The organism is Streptomyces sp. NPDC055243 (assembly GCF_044544025.1).
Classification (GTDB): Bacteria; Actinomycetota; Actinomycetes; order Streptomycetales; family Streptomycetaceae; genus Streptomyces.
Map to the genome: position 1 here is coordinate 207,276 of NZ_JBITWR010000006.1, position 15,757 is coordinate 223,032.

Sequence of the window (15,757 nt, forward strand, 5' to 3'; positions counted from 1 at the left end):
TGTCTAGAATTGATTCCATGGCCACCAGAACCGACGCCCCCACCCGTCGCGAGCAGATCCTCAGAGAAGCCGCGCGGCTCTTCGCCGAGCGCGGCTTCCACGGAGTCGGAGTGGACGAGATAGGGGCGGCGGTCGGCATCAGCGGCCCCGGCCTCTACCGCCACTTCCCCGGCAAGGACGCGATGCTCGCCGAGCTGCTCGTCGGCATCAGCGGGCAGCTCCTGACCGGCGGCAAACGCTGTGTGGCCGACGAGAACGGGTCGCCGGAGCAGGTGCTCGACTCGCTCATCGCGGGGCACATCGACTTCGCCCTGGACGACCGCTCCCTGATCACGCTGCACGACCGCGAGCTCGACCGGCTGCGGGACACCGACCGCAAGCTGGTCCGCCAGCTCCAGCGGCAGTACGTGGAGATCTGGGTCGACGTGGTGCGCAAGGTCTATCCGGACCTCGCCGAGAACGCGGCCCGGGTGTCCGTGCACGCGGTCTTCGGGCTGCTCAACTCCACGCCGCACCTGAGCCGCCGCGACGCGCTGCCCAGTCGCACGGCCATGGCGCAGCTGCTGCACAGCCTCGCGCGCGGGGCGTTCGCCGCGGCCGTAGCGTGACGGGAGCGACAGGGCTTCTCTCTGGACGGTCCGGTGACCGACGGGTAACGTCTATCTGAGCAAGCGCTTAGTCGTGTGCGCTTGGCCGAGCTTGGTGCCGTATCGAAGGAGTTCTCCGTGCGCCGTACCGTTTTCAATGAGGACCACGAGGCGTTCCGGGAGACCCTGCGCGCCTTCATCGAGGCCGAGGTCGTCCCGGTCCACGAGGAGTGGTTCGCCGCGGGTCAGGTGCCGCGCGAGTTCTACTACAAGCTCGCCGAGCTCGGTCTCTTCGGGATCAGCGTCCCCGAGGAGTTCGGCGGCGCGGGCATCGAGTCGCACAAGTTCGAGGCCATCCAGTACGAGGAGACGGCCCGTGCGGGCGTCACCTTCGGCGGCTCCGGCGTGCACGTGCTGCTCGCCCTGCCGTACATCAAGGCGCTCGGCACCGACGAGCAGAAGAAGCGCTACCTCGAGAAGTTCGTCTCCGCCGAGGAGATGTGGGCCCTGGCGATGACCGAGCCGGGCACCGGCTCCGACCTCGCGGGCATGAAGACCACGGCCAAGCTCTCCGAGGACGGCACGCACTACGTCCTCAACGGCTCCAAGACCTTCATCACCGGCGGTGTGCACGCCGACCGCGTGATCGTCTGCGCGCGCACCTCCGCGCCCACCGCCGAGGACCGCCGCTTCGGCATCTCCCTCTTCGCCGTGGACACCAAGTCCGAGGGCTACTCCATCGGCCGCAAGCTCGACAAGCTCGGCCTGAAGACCTCCGACACCGCCGAGCTGGCGTTCGTCGACGTCAAGGTCCCCGTCGAGGACCTCCTCGGCGAGGAGAACAAGGGCTTCTACTACCTCGGCAGCAACCTGCCCTCCGAGCGCTGGGGCATCGCCTACGGCGCCTACGCGCAGGCCAAGGCCGCCGTCCGGTTCGCCAAGGAGTACGTCCAGGACCGCACGGTCTTCGGCAAGACGGTCGCCTCCTTCCAGAACACCAAGTTCGAGCTCGCCGCCTGCCAGGCCGAGGTGGACGCCGCCGAGGCCGTCGCCGACCGCGCCCTGGAGGCCCTGGACGCGGGCGAGCTGACCGCGGCCGAGGCCGCCTCCGCGAAGCTGTTCAACACCGAGGTCGCGCACCGCGTCATCGACAAGTGCCTCCAGCTGCACGGCGGCTACGGCTTCATGAACGAGTACCCCATCGCCCGCCTGTACGCGGACAACCGCGTCAACCGCATCTACGGCGGCACCAGCGAGGTCATGAAGATGATCATCGCCAAGAACATGGGCCTGTAGAAGAACACGGGCCTGTGAAAACCGCCCTGTAGAACTGGATTCATGAACAAGGCACTTGAGTCGCTCCTCGATCTGCTCGACCTCGAGCAGATCGAGGAGGACATATTCCGGGGCGTGAGCCGGTCGGCGATCGTCCCGCGCGTCTTCGGCGGCCAGGTGGCCGCCCAGGCGCTGGTGGCGGCAGGACGCACGGTCCCCGTCGAGAGGCCCGCCCACTCCCTGCACGCGTACTTCCTGCGTGCGGGGGACCCGGGCGCGCCGATCGTCTACACCGTCGACCGCATCCGCGACGGCCGCTCGTTCACCACCCGCAGGGTCGTCGCCGTCCAGCACGGGCAGCCGATATTCCACCTCTCCGCGTCCTTCCAGACGCATGAGGAGGGCCTGGAGCACCAGACGGGCATGCCGTCCGCGCCGGACCCGGAGACACTGCCGACCGCCGCCGAGATGCTGCCCCGCCATCTGCCGGCCCACGTCGCCGAGCGCCTGATCGAGGCCCGCGCGGCCGTCGACCTGCGCTACGTGGACGCACCGCCCTGGGCCAGCGTCGGACAGCCGCGCGAGCCGCGCTCGCAGGTGTGGTTCCGCACGAACGGCAAGCTCGACGGCGGCATCGACGCCTCCCTGCTGCACGTCTGCCTCGCCACGTACGTCTCCGACATGACGCTGCTCGACTCGGTGCTGCTCGCGCACGGCAGGGGCGGCTGGGCGGTCGGCGACGTCGTCGGCGCGTCGCTCGACCACGCGATGTGGTTCCACCGCCCCTTCAGGGCCGACGAATGGCTCCTGTACGACCAGGAGTCGCCCTCCGCGTCCGGCGGGCGGGGCCTGGGCCAGGCGCGGATCTGGACGCAGGACGGGCAGCTCGCGGTGACGGTCATCCAGGAAGGCGTCGTTCGCGTTCCCCGCTGATCGGACATACCGTCCGATACATGAGTGAGCAACCGTCAGAGGGCGGCGGCGAGAGCACCTTCACCGTCATCGTCGCCGCCGTCGCCAACCTCGGGATCGCCGTCGCCAAGGCCGTCGCCGGTGTCATCAGCGGGTCGAGCGCGATGCTCTCCGAAGCGGCGCACTCCCTGGCCGACACCGTCACCGAACTGCTGCTCCTCACCGCCCTGAAGCGGAGCGAGAAACCCGCCGACGAGGACCATCCGCTGGGCTACGGCCCCGAGCGCTACATCTGGGCGATGCTCGCGGCCGTCGCCACCTTCGTCGGCGGCGCCGTCTTCTCGATCTACGACGGCATCCACACCCTGGTGGCGGGCGAGGAGCTCGGCGACCCGCTCGTCTCGTACATCGTGCTCGCCGTCGCCTTCCTCCTGGAGGGCTATTCGCTGCGCACCGGCGTCAAACAGGCACGCGGTGAGGCGGAGCGCTTCGGGGCGTCCTTCGGGCGCTATCTGCGCTACACGCCCGACACCGCCGTGAAGGCCGTCGTCCTGGAGGACTCCGCCGCCCTCGCCGGCCTCGTGCTCGCCGCGGGCGGACTGCTCGGCGGGCAGCTCACCGGGTCGGGCGCGTGGGACGGCGCGGCCTCGCTCTGCATCGGCGCGCTGCTGCTCTACGTCGCCTGGGTGCTCGGCCGCAGCAACGCGCAGCTCCTCATCGGGCGCCCGCTGCCGAAGCCGATGCGCAAGGAGATCCGCGAGGTGCTCCTCGCCTCCGAGCACGTCGAGGCCGTGCTCGAACTGACGACGCTGCTCCAGGGGCCGCAGGAGGCGATGGTCGCCGCCAAGGTCGACTTCCGCGACGCCTCCACGGCGGCGCAGATCGAGTGGGCCTGCGAACAGGCCGAGCGGCGGCTGCGGGAGCGGTTCCCCGGCGTACGACGGGTCTATCTGGACCCCACGCCGGGCTACTCCCAGCAACGTACGGAAGGGCTCAATCCGTGGCCGTGAGGCCCGCGGCGTCCAGCAGGTAGGCCGTCATCGGGTCGTAGAAGCGCGGGCTCGTGACGTGGTCGTCCATCGGGACCGTCACCTGGACGGTGCCCTCGGCCTCACCGATGAACAGCGCCGGGTCGTTGCAGTCCGCGTACCCGACGGAGTCGATGCCGCGCTGGCCCGCCCGTCCGGCCCAGCCGTGGTCGGCGACGACCAGGTCCGGCAGCGGGCGCCCCTCGCGCTCCAGGCCGTCCAGGATCGCGTTCATCGGCTCGGGGGAGTGGGTGTGCCACAGGGTCGCGCCGCGCTCCAGCATCGCCACGTCCGCGAACTGGAAGACCATGCCCTCGTCGGCGGTGAGGCCCTCGGGGATGACGACGATCTCGCAGCCCGCCGAGCGCAGGGCGGCGGCCGTCGCGCGGTGCACGTCCAGCAGGCCTCCGGGGTGGCCGGTGGCGAAAAGGACCCTCTCCTTGCCGGCCGCGGCCTTGCGAAGGCGGGCCGCCATCCGCTCCAGGGCGTCGACCGTCAGCTCCGGGTCGATGGTGTCCTGCCCGTGCCGGAACTCGGCGTCGTCGATCACGCCGCACCGCTCGGCCATCACCGCGAGGACGTCCTGCTCGTCCGTCCAGCGGTCACCGAGCTCAAGGCCGAGCCAGTAGTGGCGGTCGCCGTTCGCGAGCTTCCGGTAATGGCTGAGGTTGTTCTCGCGGGGCGTGGCGACATCGCCCGCGATGCGGGAGCGGACTAGGTGGTCGACGAGCGCGGCACGGCTGGGTATCGGCATGGTGTCCATTCTGCCGTCGGTGACCGGCTGGTGGCGGGCAGTCCCGAAGCCTGGACTGTGAGCTGCACTGCGTTTGGCTTGAGCGGGGGTGGGTTCTTCCTGTCCGCGGGCCGCCTGTGGCTTGGCGCGCGGTTCCCCGCGGCCCCTTCAGGGCGCCCTCATCGGCCCAGTGCGAACCACAGCTCCATCCGTACGTCCGGGTCGTCCAAGTCCGCCCCCAGCAGCGTCGCGCACCGGGCGATGCGCTGCCGGACCGTGTTGCGGTGCACCCCCAGGGCCGTTGCCGTGCGGTCCCAGCTGCCGTGCAGGGAGAGCCAGGTGCGCAGGGTCTCCGTGAGCGCCTGGCCGCCGCCGAGCGGGGCGAGCAGCACGCGCGCGTGGGCCGCGGCCTCGGCGGGCGCCACCAGCGCGGCGATGCCCGCCTCGCGGTGCCGGACGAGCGGCGCGCGGGTGGCCTCGGCGCGGCGCAGGGCGCGGTCCGCCTGCGCGTCGGCGGCGGGCAGGTCGCGGGGGGCGGCGGGGGCGGAGACGCCGAGGGTCCAGCCCGGCTGCCCGGTGAGCTCGCGGTCGGCGGGGAGCAGCAGCCGTACGAGGTCCTGCCCCGCGTCCGCGTCGACCAGGCCGCTGCCCAGCGCGGCGGCCAGCGCGGAGGCCGCGACCGAGTGGGCCACCGGGTCGTTTCCGGCCTCCCCGCGCGCGTGCACCACGGTCCACTCCTCGCCCCCTAGAAGGAGCGCGACATCGCCCACCGCCGAGCCCAGGAGCAGCCGCACGAGCGCCGCCGACCGCAGGGAGTCGGCGGCCCCCTGGTGCTTCCCGGTCAGGAGCGAGAGCAGCACGACGGCCACCCCGGTGATGGTGTGATCCCCCGGTTCGCGCTGCTCGGCGGCGACCCCGAGCGCGAACCCCTGCCCGCCGCCCAGCGCGTACGCGGCGAGGTGGGCGCCGCCCACGGAGTCGGTGGCGGAGGCGGGCGTCGGGCCGGGCCGCCCCGCCGGACGGACGACTTCGGAGAGGCCGCGCACCGCCTGCCGCGCGCCCGGCGCCGGATCGGCCCCCGCCGTGTGGAGCACCGCGCCGTCCGGTGCGTAGAGCACCGCCCAGCCGCTCAGGCGCGCCGCCAGCTGGCGAAGGACCGCGGGCACCGGGTCCGGGCGCGCGGCGGCCGTGGCGAGGCCCTGCTGGGCCTCCGTCACGCGGCGCAGCTCGGCGTGCCTGGCCTCGGCCACCAGCTGCCACACCGCGCGGGCGACCCCGCTGAACGTGGTGCGCGGCGGCACCTCCAGGAGCGGCAGGCCGTAGCGGTCGCAGGCCGTCACCAGGGCGCGCGGCACCGTGTCGTGCACCGGCGCGACGCCGAAGCCGAGGGCCGAGCCGCCCGCCTGGACGATCCGCGCCACGTAGTCGTCCAGGTAGACGCCCGCGCCCACCGGGTCGCTGATGTGCACGCCCGCCGTCAGCAGGAGCTCGCCGCCCAGGAGGTACGGGTACGGGTCCGCCATCTCCGAGGTGTGCACCCACTGGACGGCCGCCCCGCTCTCCGCGGCGTCCGGGCCCGCGATCTGGCGCAGGCCCAGGTCCTCCCGGGCAAGCAGTGCGGTGAGCGGGACCGGCGGCGTCGGGGGCGGCGCGGAGGGGGCTGACGGGGTGGCGGGGTCCGGCACGGTGGATGTTCCATCCATATCGATCACGGGAAGTGGATGAAACGTACACTTCAGCGTTGCTTTCCGGCCACCTAAGGTCGTGCCGACCCCAGGCCGCGGGTACGGGCGGATGTCCCCGCGGCTGGTTGCCACCCCCCACCACCCCCATCTGCACGACACGCCACCGAGGTGCGCGAAGGAGGGCCCCCTATGGCCGTCGACTACACAGTGATCGTCGTCTATCTCGCCGGCATGCTCGCGATGGGCTGGTGGGGCATGCGCCGCGCCAAGTCCAAGAGCGAGTTCCTGGTCGCCGGACGCCGCCTCGGACCGTGGATGTACTCCGGGACCATGGCCGCCATCGTCCTCGGCGGCGCGTCCACCATCGGCGGCGTCGGCCTCGGCTACCAGTACGGGCTCTCCGGCGCCTGGATGGTCTTCACCATCGGCCTCGGCCTGCTCGCGCTGAGCGTCTTCTTCTCGGCGCGCATCGCGCGCCTGAAGGTCTACACCGTCTCCGAGATGCTCGACCTGCGCTACGGCGGGCGCGCGGGCGTCATCTCCGGGGTCGTCATGTGGGCGTACACCCTGATGCTCGCGGTCACCTCGACCATCGCGTACGCCACCATCTTCGACGTCCTGTTCGACATGAACCGCACGATCGCGATCATCCTGGGCGGCTCGATCGTCGTCGCGTACTCCACGCTCGGCGGCATGTGGTCCATCACGCTCACCGACATGGTGCAGTTCGTGGTGAAGACCATCGGCGTGCTGCTCCTGCTGCTGCCCATCGCGGTCGTCAAGGCCGGCGGCTTCAGCGAGATGAAGGCCAAGCTGCCCACCGAGTACTTCGACCCGCTGGGCATCGGCGGCGAGACGATCTTCACGTACGTCCTGATCTATACGTTCGGCATGCTCATCGGGCAGGACATCTGGCAGCGCGTCTTCACCGCGCGCAGCGACAAGGTCGCCCGCTACGGCGGCACCGTCGCCGGTACCTACTGTCTGGTGTACGCCGTCGCGGGCGCTGTCATCGGCACCGCGGCCAAGGTCATGTACCCGAAGCTGCCCAGCGCGGACGCGGCCTTCGCGACCATCGTCAAGGACGAACTGCCCATGGGCGTACGAGGGCTGGTGCTCGCCGCGGCGCTCGCCGCCGTGATGTCCACCTCCTCCGGAGCGCTCATCGCCTGCGCGACCGTCGCCAACAACGACATCTGGTCGCGGCTGCGGGGCGCCGTCTCCCCGAAGGGGGAGGGCGAGGAGCACGACGAGGTGAAGGGCAACCGCCTCTTCATCCTGATCATGGGCATCGCGGTCGTCTGCATCGCCATCGCCCTCAACGACGTCGTCCAGGCGCTCACCGTCGCCTACAACCTGCTCGTCGCCGGGCTGCTCGTGCCGATCCTCGGCGGGCTGCTCTGGAAGCGCGGCACGGCGCCCGGTGCGCTCGCGGCCGTCGCCACCGGCGGGCTCTCGGTCATCGGGCTCATGTGGGGGTACGGAATCCTCGCCAATGAGCCCGTCTACTACGGCCTGCTGATCTCGCTCGCCGTGTACGTCGTCGTCTCCCTCGCCACCAAGCCGACCGACGCACAGGTCCTCGCGGCCTGGCGCGAGCGGCTCGCGGGCCGGGGGGCCGAAGAGGCGGAGCCGGAGACTCCGGTGCCCGCCTAGCCCTCTCGCGCGGCCCACTGCCGGTGGGCCGCGCGACACTTGTCCCAGCAGCAACGCAGCACTCGTAACCAGCAGGAGGAAACCGACCATGAGCAGCGCCGAGACCCCGACCCCCCGCGGCCCGGTCGATTCCTCCCGCGTTCCCCGGTATGCGGGCCCGGCGACCTACGCCCGGCTGCCCCGTCTCGACGAGGTGGGCGGCAAGACGGACATCGCCGTGGTCGGCGTGCCCTTCGACACCGGTGTCTCGTACCGCCCCGGCGCACGCTTCGGCGGCAACGCGATCCGCGAGGCCTCGCGCCTGCTGCGTCCGTACAACCCGGCGCAGGACGCATCCCCCTTCGCGCTCGCGCAGGTCGCGGACGCGGGCGACATAGCCGCCAACCCGTTCAACATCAACGAGGCGGTCGAGACGATCGAGGCCGCCGCGGACGACCTCCTCGGCTCCGGCGCCCGCATGATGACGCTCGGCGGCGACCACACCATCGCGCTGCCGCTGCTCCGCTCGGTCGCCAAGAAGCACGGCCCGGTCGCCCTGCTGCACTTCGACGCGCACCTGGACACCTGGGACACGTACTTCGGCGCGGAGTACACGCACGGCACGCCGTTCCGCCGGGCCGTCGAGGAGGGCATCCTCGACACCGAGGCGCTCAGCCACGTCGGCACGCGCGGCCCGCTGTACGGCAAGAAGGACCTCACCGACGACGAGAAGATGGGCTTCGGCATCGTCACCTCGGCGGACATCTACCGCCGCGGCGCCGACGAGGTCGCCGACCAGCTGCGCCAGCGCATCGGAGACCGCCCGCTGTACATCTCCATCGACATCGACTGCCTGGACCCGGCCCACGCGCCCGGCACCGGCACCCCGGAGGCGGGCGGCATGACGTCGCGCGAGCTCCTGGAGATCCTGCGGGGACTCTCCTCCTGCAACCTCGTCTCGGCGGACGTCGTCGAGGTCGCCCCCGCCTACGACCACGCGGAGATCACGGCCGTCGCCGCCTCGCACACCGCGTACGAGCTGACGACGATCATGTCCCGGCAGATCGCGGAGGCCCGCCGGACCACCGAGGGGAGCGCGGCCAAGTGACGCACGACCACGACGTAGTCCTGCGCCCCACGGACGCGCAGCAGGAAGCGGCCCTGAACCCGCCCGCCGGGCGCAACGGCGGCGACCTCGTCGTCGAGACCCTCCAGGGCCTCGGCGCGACGACGGTCTTCGGCCTGCCCGGCCAGCACGCGCTCGGCATGTTCGACGCGCTGCGCCGCTCTTCCCTGTCGTACGTCGGGCTTCGCGTCGAGAACAACACCGGCTTCGCGGCGGACGCGTACGGCCGGATCACCGGCGAGGTGGCCCCGCTGCTCCTGTCCACCGGACCCGGCGCGCTGACCTCGCTCGCCGCGCTCCAGGAGGCGGCGGCCGGCTCGTCGCCCGTGCTCGCGATCGGCAGCCAGATCCCGGTGGCGGGCCTCGGCGGCGGCCGGCACGGCTACCTCCACGAGCTGCGCGACCAGCAGGCCTCCTTCCGCGACATCGTGAAGTCCGTCCACACGGTCCGCACGGCCTCGCAGATCCCCTCCGCGATCGCGGCGGCCTGGGAGTCGGCGCTCACCGCCCCGCACGGCCCGGTCTGGGTGGAGATCCCGCAGGACGTGCTGCTCGCGGAGACGACCCTGCCCGTCGTCACGGCCATGGACGCGACCCCGGACGAGGTCGTCCCGCGTCCCGAGCTGACCGCGGTGGCGGCCGACCTGCTGTCCCGGGCCGAGCGCCCGGCGATCATCGCGGGCGGCGGAGTCGTGCGCTCGGATGCCTCCGGAAAGCTCCTGGCCCTCGCCGAGCTGGTGAACGCCCCTGTCGTGACGACCTTCGGCGGCAAGGGCGCCTTCCCCTGGGAGCACCCGCTGTCGCTCCAGTCGTGGCTGGAGGACCGGTACACCACGGACTTCCTGGAGGACGCGGACGTCCTCCTGGTGGTCGGATCGGGCCTCGGCGAGCTCTCCTCGAACTACCACACGTTCAAGCCGCGCGGCCGGGTCGTGCAGATCGAGGCGGACGCCGGGAAGCTGGAGTCCAACCACCCGGCGCTCGGCATCCACGCGGACGCGCGCCTGGCGCTCTCCGCGCTCCTGGAGACGATCGACGCCCCGCGTGAGGACCCGTCGGCCCCCGAGCGGGTGCGGACGGTGCTCGCCAAGGTCAAGGACCGCATCGCCGCCCAGGAGCTCGACCTGGAGCAGCAGGTCCTGGCGTCGGTGCGCGAGGCCCTGCCGGACGCCTCGCCGTCCTTCTGGGACATGACGATCCTCGCGTACTGGGCCTGGTCCGCCTTCGACGCGCGGCGTCCGAACACGATGCACTCGGCGCAGGGCGCGGGCGGCCTGGGGTACGGCTTCCCGGCCGCCATCGGCGCCGCGGCGGCCGACCCGACCAGGCCGGTGCTCGCCGTGTCGGGCGACGGCGGCGCGATGTACTCCATCGCGGAACTGGCCTCGGCCAAGCAGCACGGCCTGCCGGTCACCTGGCTGATCGTGGACGACGGGGGGTACGGAATCCTCCGGGAGTACATGTCCGAGGCGTTCGGCGAACCCACCGCGACGGAGCTGGCCCGCCCCGACTTCGTGGCGCTCGCGGAGTCCTTCGGGGTGCCGGGCGTCCGTACGACCCCGGAGACCCTCCGCGACGACCTGGCGAAGGCGCTCGCGGAGCCCGGCCCCTCGGTGGTCGTGCTCCCGGCGGTGCTGCGCATGTTCGAGCCGACGCATATCTGACCCGACGCACATCTGACCCGACGCACATCTGAGCCGCCGCCGATCGCGGCGGAGTCCCGGCACCACCCGCTCTTCGCGGTGTGACGCCGGGACTCCGCCGCGTGCGGGCGCGAGGTGATCATTTGGCTACGGGTTCGTCACGGATCGGTCATCTGTTCCAAAGTCGTACAACCTCGCCCGGGGTCGGTGAGTCATGCGGGGTGAGTGCGCCGGGGGGCGCGCTCGTACGGGCCCCGAGGGGTTTGTACGAACCCAAGGGGATGGGGAAATTCCATGACGCACCCGGTATCCGGGATATCCAGGCGTGCCCGCGTGCTCTCGGCGGGTCTCGCCGCCGGAGTGCTCGTGCCGCTCGGCACCGCCGCGACCGCCACGCCCGCCGCCGCGGCGGCGCCGCAGGTCGTCTGCACCTCCGCGCAGGCCGGCCTGGCCGCCAAGCTGACCAAGGACATCACGGCGGCGCTGAAGAACCGCAAGGGCACCGTCGCGGTCGGCCTGCACGACCGCACCACCAAGACCACCTGCACCCTGCGATCGACCACGTCGTTCGACTCGGCGAGCGTCGTCAAGACGACCGTCCTCGCGGCGCTGCTGTGGGACGCGAAGAAGACCGATCGGAAGCTGTCGGAGCGCGAGTCGGACCTCGCGTACGCCATGATCACCAGGTCGGACAACGCGGCGACCAGCAAGCTCTGGCGCCAGCTCGGCACGGGAAAGATCAACGGGTTCCTCCGGGCCGCCAAGATGACCAAGACGGTGCCGGGCTCCGGCGGCTACTGGGGCCTGACCCGGATCAACGCGGCCGACGAGCAGAAGCTCCTCGCCCTGATCACCGCCAAGAACTCCGTCCTGAGCGACAACGCGCGCGCCTACATCCTCAAGCTCATGGGCAAGGTCGTCTCCTCGCAGCGCTGGGGCACCCCGGCGGGCGCGCCGTCCGGCGTCAAGATCCACGTCAAGAACGGCTGGCTGCAGCGCTCGACCCACGGCTGGCGGGTGCACAGCATCGGCGCGTTCAAGGGCGGCGGCCACGACTACACGATCTCCGTGCTCACCCACGGCAACAGCTCCATGAACTACGGCGTCACCACCATCCAGGGCGTGGCCAAGGCCGTCCACAAGGACCTGACGCCCAGGACCGCCGCGTCCCAGCGCTACACGCCGACGGACACGCCGCGTGAGGCGTTCGTCGCGGTTCCCGGCAGCTGACCGGGTCCTAGGACCTCAGACCCCTCTTTGTTGCGGCGGGATGAAATCCGCATCCCGCCGCGTTGGGCCTCTCGGCAGGTCAGGTCGACGGGAGGCAGCACGTGACGGAGCAACGGGGCGGGGCCGAGCCGGAGAAATCCGGTGGGGCCGGGGCGGAGAAATCCGGCTGGGCGAAACGGCTGACCGGGTACGCGTGGCGGTACCCGAAGGACGTCGTGCTCGCCCTCGGGTCCTCGCTCGCGGGCATGGCCGTCATGGCGCTCGTACCGCTCATCACCAAGGTGATCATCGACGACGTCATCGGGGACAAGAGCCGGTCCATGGGCCCCTGGGTCGGTGCCCTCATCGGCGCGGCCCTCCTCGTCTACGTCTCCACCTACATCCGCCGCTACTACGGCGGACGCCTCGCCCTCGACGTCCAGCACGACCTGCGGACCGAGATGTACGGCACGATCACCAAGCTCGACGGGCGGCGGCAGGACGAGCTGTCCACCGGGCAGGTCGTCGGCCGCGCCACCAGCGACCTCCAGCTCATCCAGGGCCTGCTCTTCATGTTGCCGATGACCATCGGCAACATCCTCCTCTTCGTCATGTCCCTCGTGATCATGGCGTGGCTCTCCATCCCGCTGACCCTCGTCGCGCTGGCCGTCGCCCCCGCCCTCTGGTTCATCGCCAAGCGCAGCCGGGGCCGCCTGCACCCCTCCACCTGGTACGCGCAGGCCCAGGCCGCCGCCGTCGCCGGAGTCGTGGACGGCTCCGTCTCCGGCGTACGCGTCGTGAAGGGGTTCGGCCAGGAGGACCAGGAGACCGGGAAGCTCAGGGAGGTCGGGCGCAAGCTCTTCGCGGGGCGGATGCGCACCATCCGGCTGAACTCCAAGTACACGCCCGCCCTCCAGGCCGTGCCCGCGCTCGGGCAGGTCGCGATGCTCGCGCTCGGCGGCTGGCTCGCGGTGCGCGGGCAGATCACGCTCGGTACGTTCGTCGCCTTCTCCAGCTATCTCGCCCAGCTCGTCGGGCCCGTGCGCATGCTCGCCATGGTCCTCACCGTCGGCCAGCAGGCCCGCGCGGGCGCCGAGCGCGTCCTGGAGCTCATCGACACCGAGCCGACGCTGAAGGACGGCACCAAGGAACTGCCCGCCGACGCCCCGGCCACCGTCGAGTTCGACGACGTCTCCTTCGCGTACGAGGACAGCCGCCCCGTCCTTGACGGGCTCTCCTTCGAGATCCGGCCCGGCGAGACGCTCGCCGTCGTCGGCACCTCGGGCAGCGGCAAGTCCACCGTCTCGCTGCTGCTGCCCCGCTTCTACGACGTGACGCACGGCGCCGTCCTCGTCGGCGGCCACGACGTGCGCGAGCTGACGACCGACTCGCTGCGGGCCGCGATAGGGCTCGTGCCCGAGGACTCCTTCCTCTTCTCCGACACCGTCCGCGCCAACATCGCGTACGGAAAGCCCGACGCCACCCAGGAGGAGATCGAGACCGCGGCCCGCGCCGCCCAGGCCGACCGCTTCATCTCCGAACTGCCCGACGGGTACGACACCACCGTCGGCGAGCACGGCCTCACCCTCTCCGGCGGCCAGCGCCAGCGCGTCGCCCTCGCCCGCGCCATCCTCACCGATCCGCGCCTGCTCGTCCTCGACGACGCGACGTCGGCGGTGGACGCGCGCGTCGAGCACGAGATCCACGAGGCCCTGCGCGGCGTCATGGCGGGCCGCACGACCCTCCTCATCGCCCACCGCCGCTCCACCCTGAACCTCGCCGACCGCATCGCCGTGCTCGACGGCGGGAAGCTCGCCGCGATCGGCACGCACGAGGAGCTGACGGAGAACTCTCCCCTCTACCGGCGTCTGCTGACCGACCCGGACGAGCTCGGCGGCGTCTCGCCCGGCCGCACGGTCCCGGTCGAGCTCCCCGAGGACACCTCCCTGCGCGCCGAGCTCGACGCCGAGTTCGACGCCGAACGCGGCATCACCCCGCAGCTCTGGGTCGGCGACCGCGAGCCCAAGGACACCGCGATGTCCGGGATGCCCGCGACCCCCGAACTCCTCGCCCAGGTCGACGCGTTGCCCCCGGCCACCGACACCCCCGGCGTCGACGAGGCGCGCGCGGTCGCCACGGAGGAGTCCTACGGCCTGCGCCGTCTCCTCGCCGGATTCGGCAAGCCGCTGCTCCTGGCGCTGCTCCTGGTCGCCATCGACGCGGGCATGGGTCTGCTGCTTCCGGTGCTGATCCGGCACGGCATCGACGAGGGCGTATCGCAGCTCGCGCTCGGCGCCGTGTGGGCGGCATCCGGGCTCGCGCTGCTCGCCGTGCTCGTCCAGTGGACGGCGCAGATCGGCGAGACGCGGATGACCGGACGGACGGGCGAGCGGGTCCTCTACTCGCTGCGCCTGAAGATCTTCGCCCAGCTCCAGCGGCTCGGACTCGACTACTACGAGCGGGAGTTGACCGGGCGCATCATGACCCGGATGACGACCGACGTGGACGCCCTGTCCACCTTCCTCCAGACGGGCCTGGTCACCGCCTTCGTCTCCGTCGTCACCTTCTTCGGCATCATGGTCGCGCTCGTCGTGATCGACGTGGAGCTCGCGCTCGTCGTCTTCGCGACGCTGCCGCCGCTGATCATCGGTACGTTCTTCTTCCGCCGCTCCAGCGTCAAGGCGTACGAGCTGGCGCGCGAGCGCGTCTCGGTGGTCAACGCCGATCTCCAGGAGTCGGTCGCCGGGCTGCGCATCGTGCAGGCCTTCCGGCGCGAGCGCTCGGGCGCAAGGAAGTTCGCGCAGGCCAGCGCCGACTACCGCAGCGCCCGCATCCGCGGGCAGTGGCTGATCTCCATCTACTTCCCCTTCGTGCAGCTGCTCTCGGCGGTGGCGGCCGCCGCGGTCCTGATGGTCGGCGCGGGGCGTGTGGAGGCGGGGACGCTGACCACCGGCGCCCTGGTCGCCTACCTCCTCTACATCGACCTGTTCTTCGCGCCCGTCCAGCAGCTCTCCCAGGTCTTCGACGGCTACCAGCAGGCCACCGTCTCGCTCGGCCGCATCCAGGAACTGCTCCAGGAGCCGACCTCGACGAAGGCCGCGGACGAGCCGCTCGACGTCCTGTCCCTGCGCGGAGAGATCGCCTTCGAGGACGTGGACTTCGCGTACGGCTCCGAGGACGAGCCCGAGGAGGCCCTCAGCGACGTGCGCCTGCGCATCCCCGCAGGCCAGACCGTCGCGTTCGTCGGCGAGACCGGCGCGGGCAAGTCGACGCTGGTCAAGCTCGTCGCCCGGTTCTACGACCCGACCGGAGGCCGGGTCACCGTCGACGGCACCGACCTGCGCTCCCTGGACCTCACCTCGTACCGCCACCGCCTCGGTGTCGTCCCGCAGGAGGCCTACCTCTTCGCGGGCACGGTGCGCGACGCGATCGCCTACGGGCGGCCCGACGCCACGGACGCCGAGGTGGAGGCCGCGGCCCGCGCGGTCGGCGCGCACGACATGATCGCCACCCTGGACGGCGGCTACCTCCACGAGGTCTCCGAGCGCGGCCGCAACCTCTCCGCGGGACAGCGCCAGCTGATCGCCCTGGCCCGCGCGGAGCTCGTCGACCCGGACATCCTGCTCCTGGACGAGGCCACCGCGGCCCTCGACCTCGCCACGGAGGCGCAGGTCAACCAGGCCACCGACCGCATCGCGGGCAAGCGCACCACGCTGGTGGTCGCCCACCGCCTGACCACGGCGGCCCGCGCGGACCGCGTGATCCTGATGGACCACGGCCGGGTCGCGGAGGACGGCACGCACGAGGAGCTGCTCGCGCTCGACGGACGGTACGCGCGGCTGTGGCGGACGTTCGTGGGGGAGGCCGAGCCGTCGACCGCGTAGCCGGGGGACGCCCGATGACCGGCCCGTCGAACGAATCCGG

General features: G+C 71.7%; 11 protein-coding genes. 9 read left to right on the plus strand and 2 right to left on the minus strand.

The features are described from left to right. Positions 1-17 precede the first annotated feature (17 nt). From ACIGXX_RS19590 to ACIGXX_RS19605, 4 genes are all read left to right on the plus strand, one after another. The gene (locus tag ACIGXX_RS19590) at positions 18-608 is read left to right on the plus strand and encodes a TetR/AcrR family transcriptional regulator (RefSeq protein WP_399977173.1); all 591 of its coding nucleotides are present in this window, start codon (positions 18-20) and stop codon (positions 606-608) included. Between the two features lie 117 nt (positions 609-725). Beyond that, on the plus strand, positions 726-1,883 hold the full coding sequence (locus ACIGXX_RS19595) for an acyl-CoA dehydrogenase family protein (protein ID WP_160505158.1): 1,158 nt from the start codon (positions 726-728) through the stop codon (positions 1,881-1,883). A gap of 42 nt (positions 1,884-1,925) precedes the next feature. Next, positions 1,926-2,795: an acyl-CoA thioesterase gene (locus ACIGXX_RS19600; protein ID WP_399977176.1), complete on the plus strand. Its 870-nt coding sequence runs from the start codon at positions 1,926-1,928 to the stop codon at positions 2,793-2,795. A gap of 20 nt (positions 2,796-2,815) precedes the next feature. Next, positions 2,816-3,784, plus strand: coding sequence for a cation diffusion facilitator family transporter (locus ACIGXX_RS19605; RefSeq protein WP_351164637.1), 969 nt, complete (start codon positions 2,816-2,818; stop codon positions 3,782-3,784). Here the strand turns inward: ACIGXX_RS19605 and ACIGXX_RS19610 are convergent. Continuing rightward, the gene (locus ACIGXX_RS19610; protein ID WP_351164636.1) at positions 3,768-4,565 is read right to left on the minus strand and encodes a phosphatase; all 798 of its coding nucleotides are present in this window, start codon (positions 4,563-4,565) and stop codon (positions 3,768-3,770) included. The genes ACIGXX_RS19605 and ACIGXX_RS19610 overlap by 17 nt on opposite strands. A gap of 149 nt (positions 4,566-4,714) precedes the next feature. Further along, positions 4,715-6,238 (minus strand): PucR family transcriptional regulator, encoded by a 1,524-nt coding sequence (locus ACIGXX_RS19615; RefSeq protein ID WP_399977181.1) that lies wholly within the window; start codon positions 6,236-6,238, stop codon positions 4,715-4,717. A 171-nt stretch (positions 6,239-6,409) separates the two neighbouring features. On the opposite strand from ACIGXX_RS19615, the gene ACIGXX_RS19620 reads away from it, so the two are divergent. The 5 genes from ACIGXX_RS19620 to ACIGXX_RS19640 all read left to right on the plus strand — a co-directional run bounded on the left by ACIGXX_RS19620 (position 6,410) and on the right by ACIGXX_RS19640 (position 15,717). Further along, positions 6,410-7,876, plus strand: coding sequence for a sodium:solute symporter (locus ACIGXX_RS19620; RefSeq protein ID WP_351164634.1), 1,467 nt, complete (start codon positions 6,410-6,412; stop codon positions 7,874-7,876). Positions 7,877-7,964: 88 nt separating this feature from the next. Then, entirely contained in the window at positions 7,965-8,963 is a 999-nt protein-coding gene (speB, locus tag ACIGXX_RS19625) for an agmatinase (RefSeq protein ID WP_351164633.1), read from the plus strand. Continuing rightward, the gene (locus tag ACIGXX_RS19630) at positions 8,960-10,645 is read left to right on the plus strand and encodes a thiamine pyrophosphate-binding protein (protein WP_361474143.1); all 1,686 of its coding nucleotides are present in this window, start codon (positions 8,960-8,962) and stop codon (positions 10,643-10,645) included. Before speB ends, ACIGXX_RS19630 begins: the two co-directional genes overlap by 4 nt. Positions 10,646-10,918: 273 nt before the next feature. Next, positions 10,919-11,854 (plus strand): serine hydrolase, encoded by a 936-nt coding sequence (locus ACIGXX_RS19635; RefSeq protein ID WP_399977186.1) that lies wholly within the window; start codon positions 10,919-10,921, stop codon positions 11,852-11,854. Between the two features lie 101 nt (positions 11,855-11,955). Continuing rightward, positions 11,956-15,717, plus strand: a complete 3,762-nt coding sequence (locus tag ACIGXX_RS19640) for an ABC transporter ATP-binding protein (protein WP_399977189.1) — start codon at positions 11,956-11,958, stop codon at positions 15,715-15,717. Positions 15,718-15,757: the final 40 nt, after the last annotated feature.

Excerpts from the sequence above, each read along its gene's own strand:
- ACIGXX_RS19590 (WP_399977173.1), top strand. The coding sequence starts at position 18 with ATGGCCACCAGAACCGACGCCCCCACCCGTCGCGAGCAGATCCTCAGA.
- ACIGXX_RS19600 (WP_399977176.1), top strand. The coding sequence starts at position 1,926 with ATGAACAAGGCACTTGAGTCGCTCCTCGATCTGCTCGACCTCGAGCAG.
- ACIGXX_RS19605 (WP_351164637.1), top strand. The coding sequence starts at position 2,816 with ATGAGTGAGCAACCGTCAGAGGGCGGCGGCGAGAGCACCTTCACCGTC.
- ACIGXX_RS19610 (WP_351164636.1), bottom strand. The coding sequence starts at position 4,565 with ATGGACACCATGCCGATACCCAGCCGTGCCGCGCTCGTCGACCACCTA.
- ACIGXX_RS19615 (WP_399977181.1), bottom strand. The coding sequence starts at position 6,238 with ATGGATGGAACATCCACCGTGCCGGACCCCGCCACCCCGTCAGCCCCC.
- ACIGXX_RS19620 (WP_351164634.1), top strand. The coding sequence starts at position 6,410 with ATGGCCGTCGACTACACAGTGATCGTCGTCTATCTCGCCGGCATGCTC.
- speB (WP_351164633.1), top strand. The coding sequence starts at position 7,965 with ATGAGCAGCGCCGAGACCCCGACCCCCCGCGGCCCGGTCGATTCCTCC.
- ACIGXX_RS19635 (WP_399977186.1), top strand. The coding sequence starts at position 10,919 with ATGACGCACCCGGTATCCGGGATATCCAGGCGTGCCCGCGTGCTCTCG.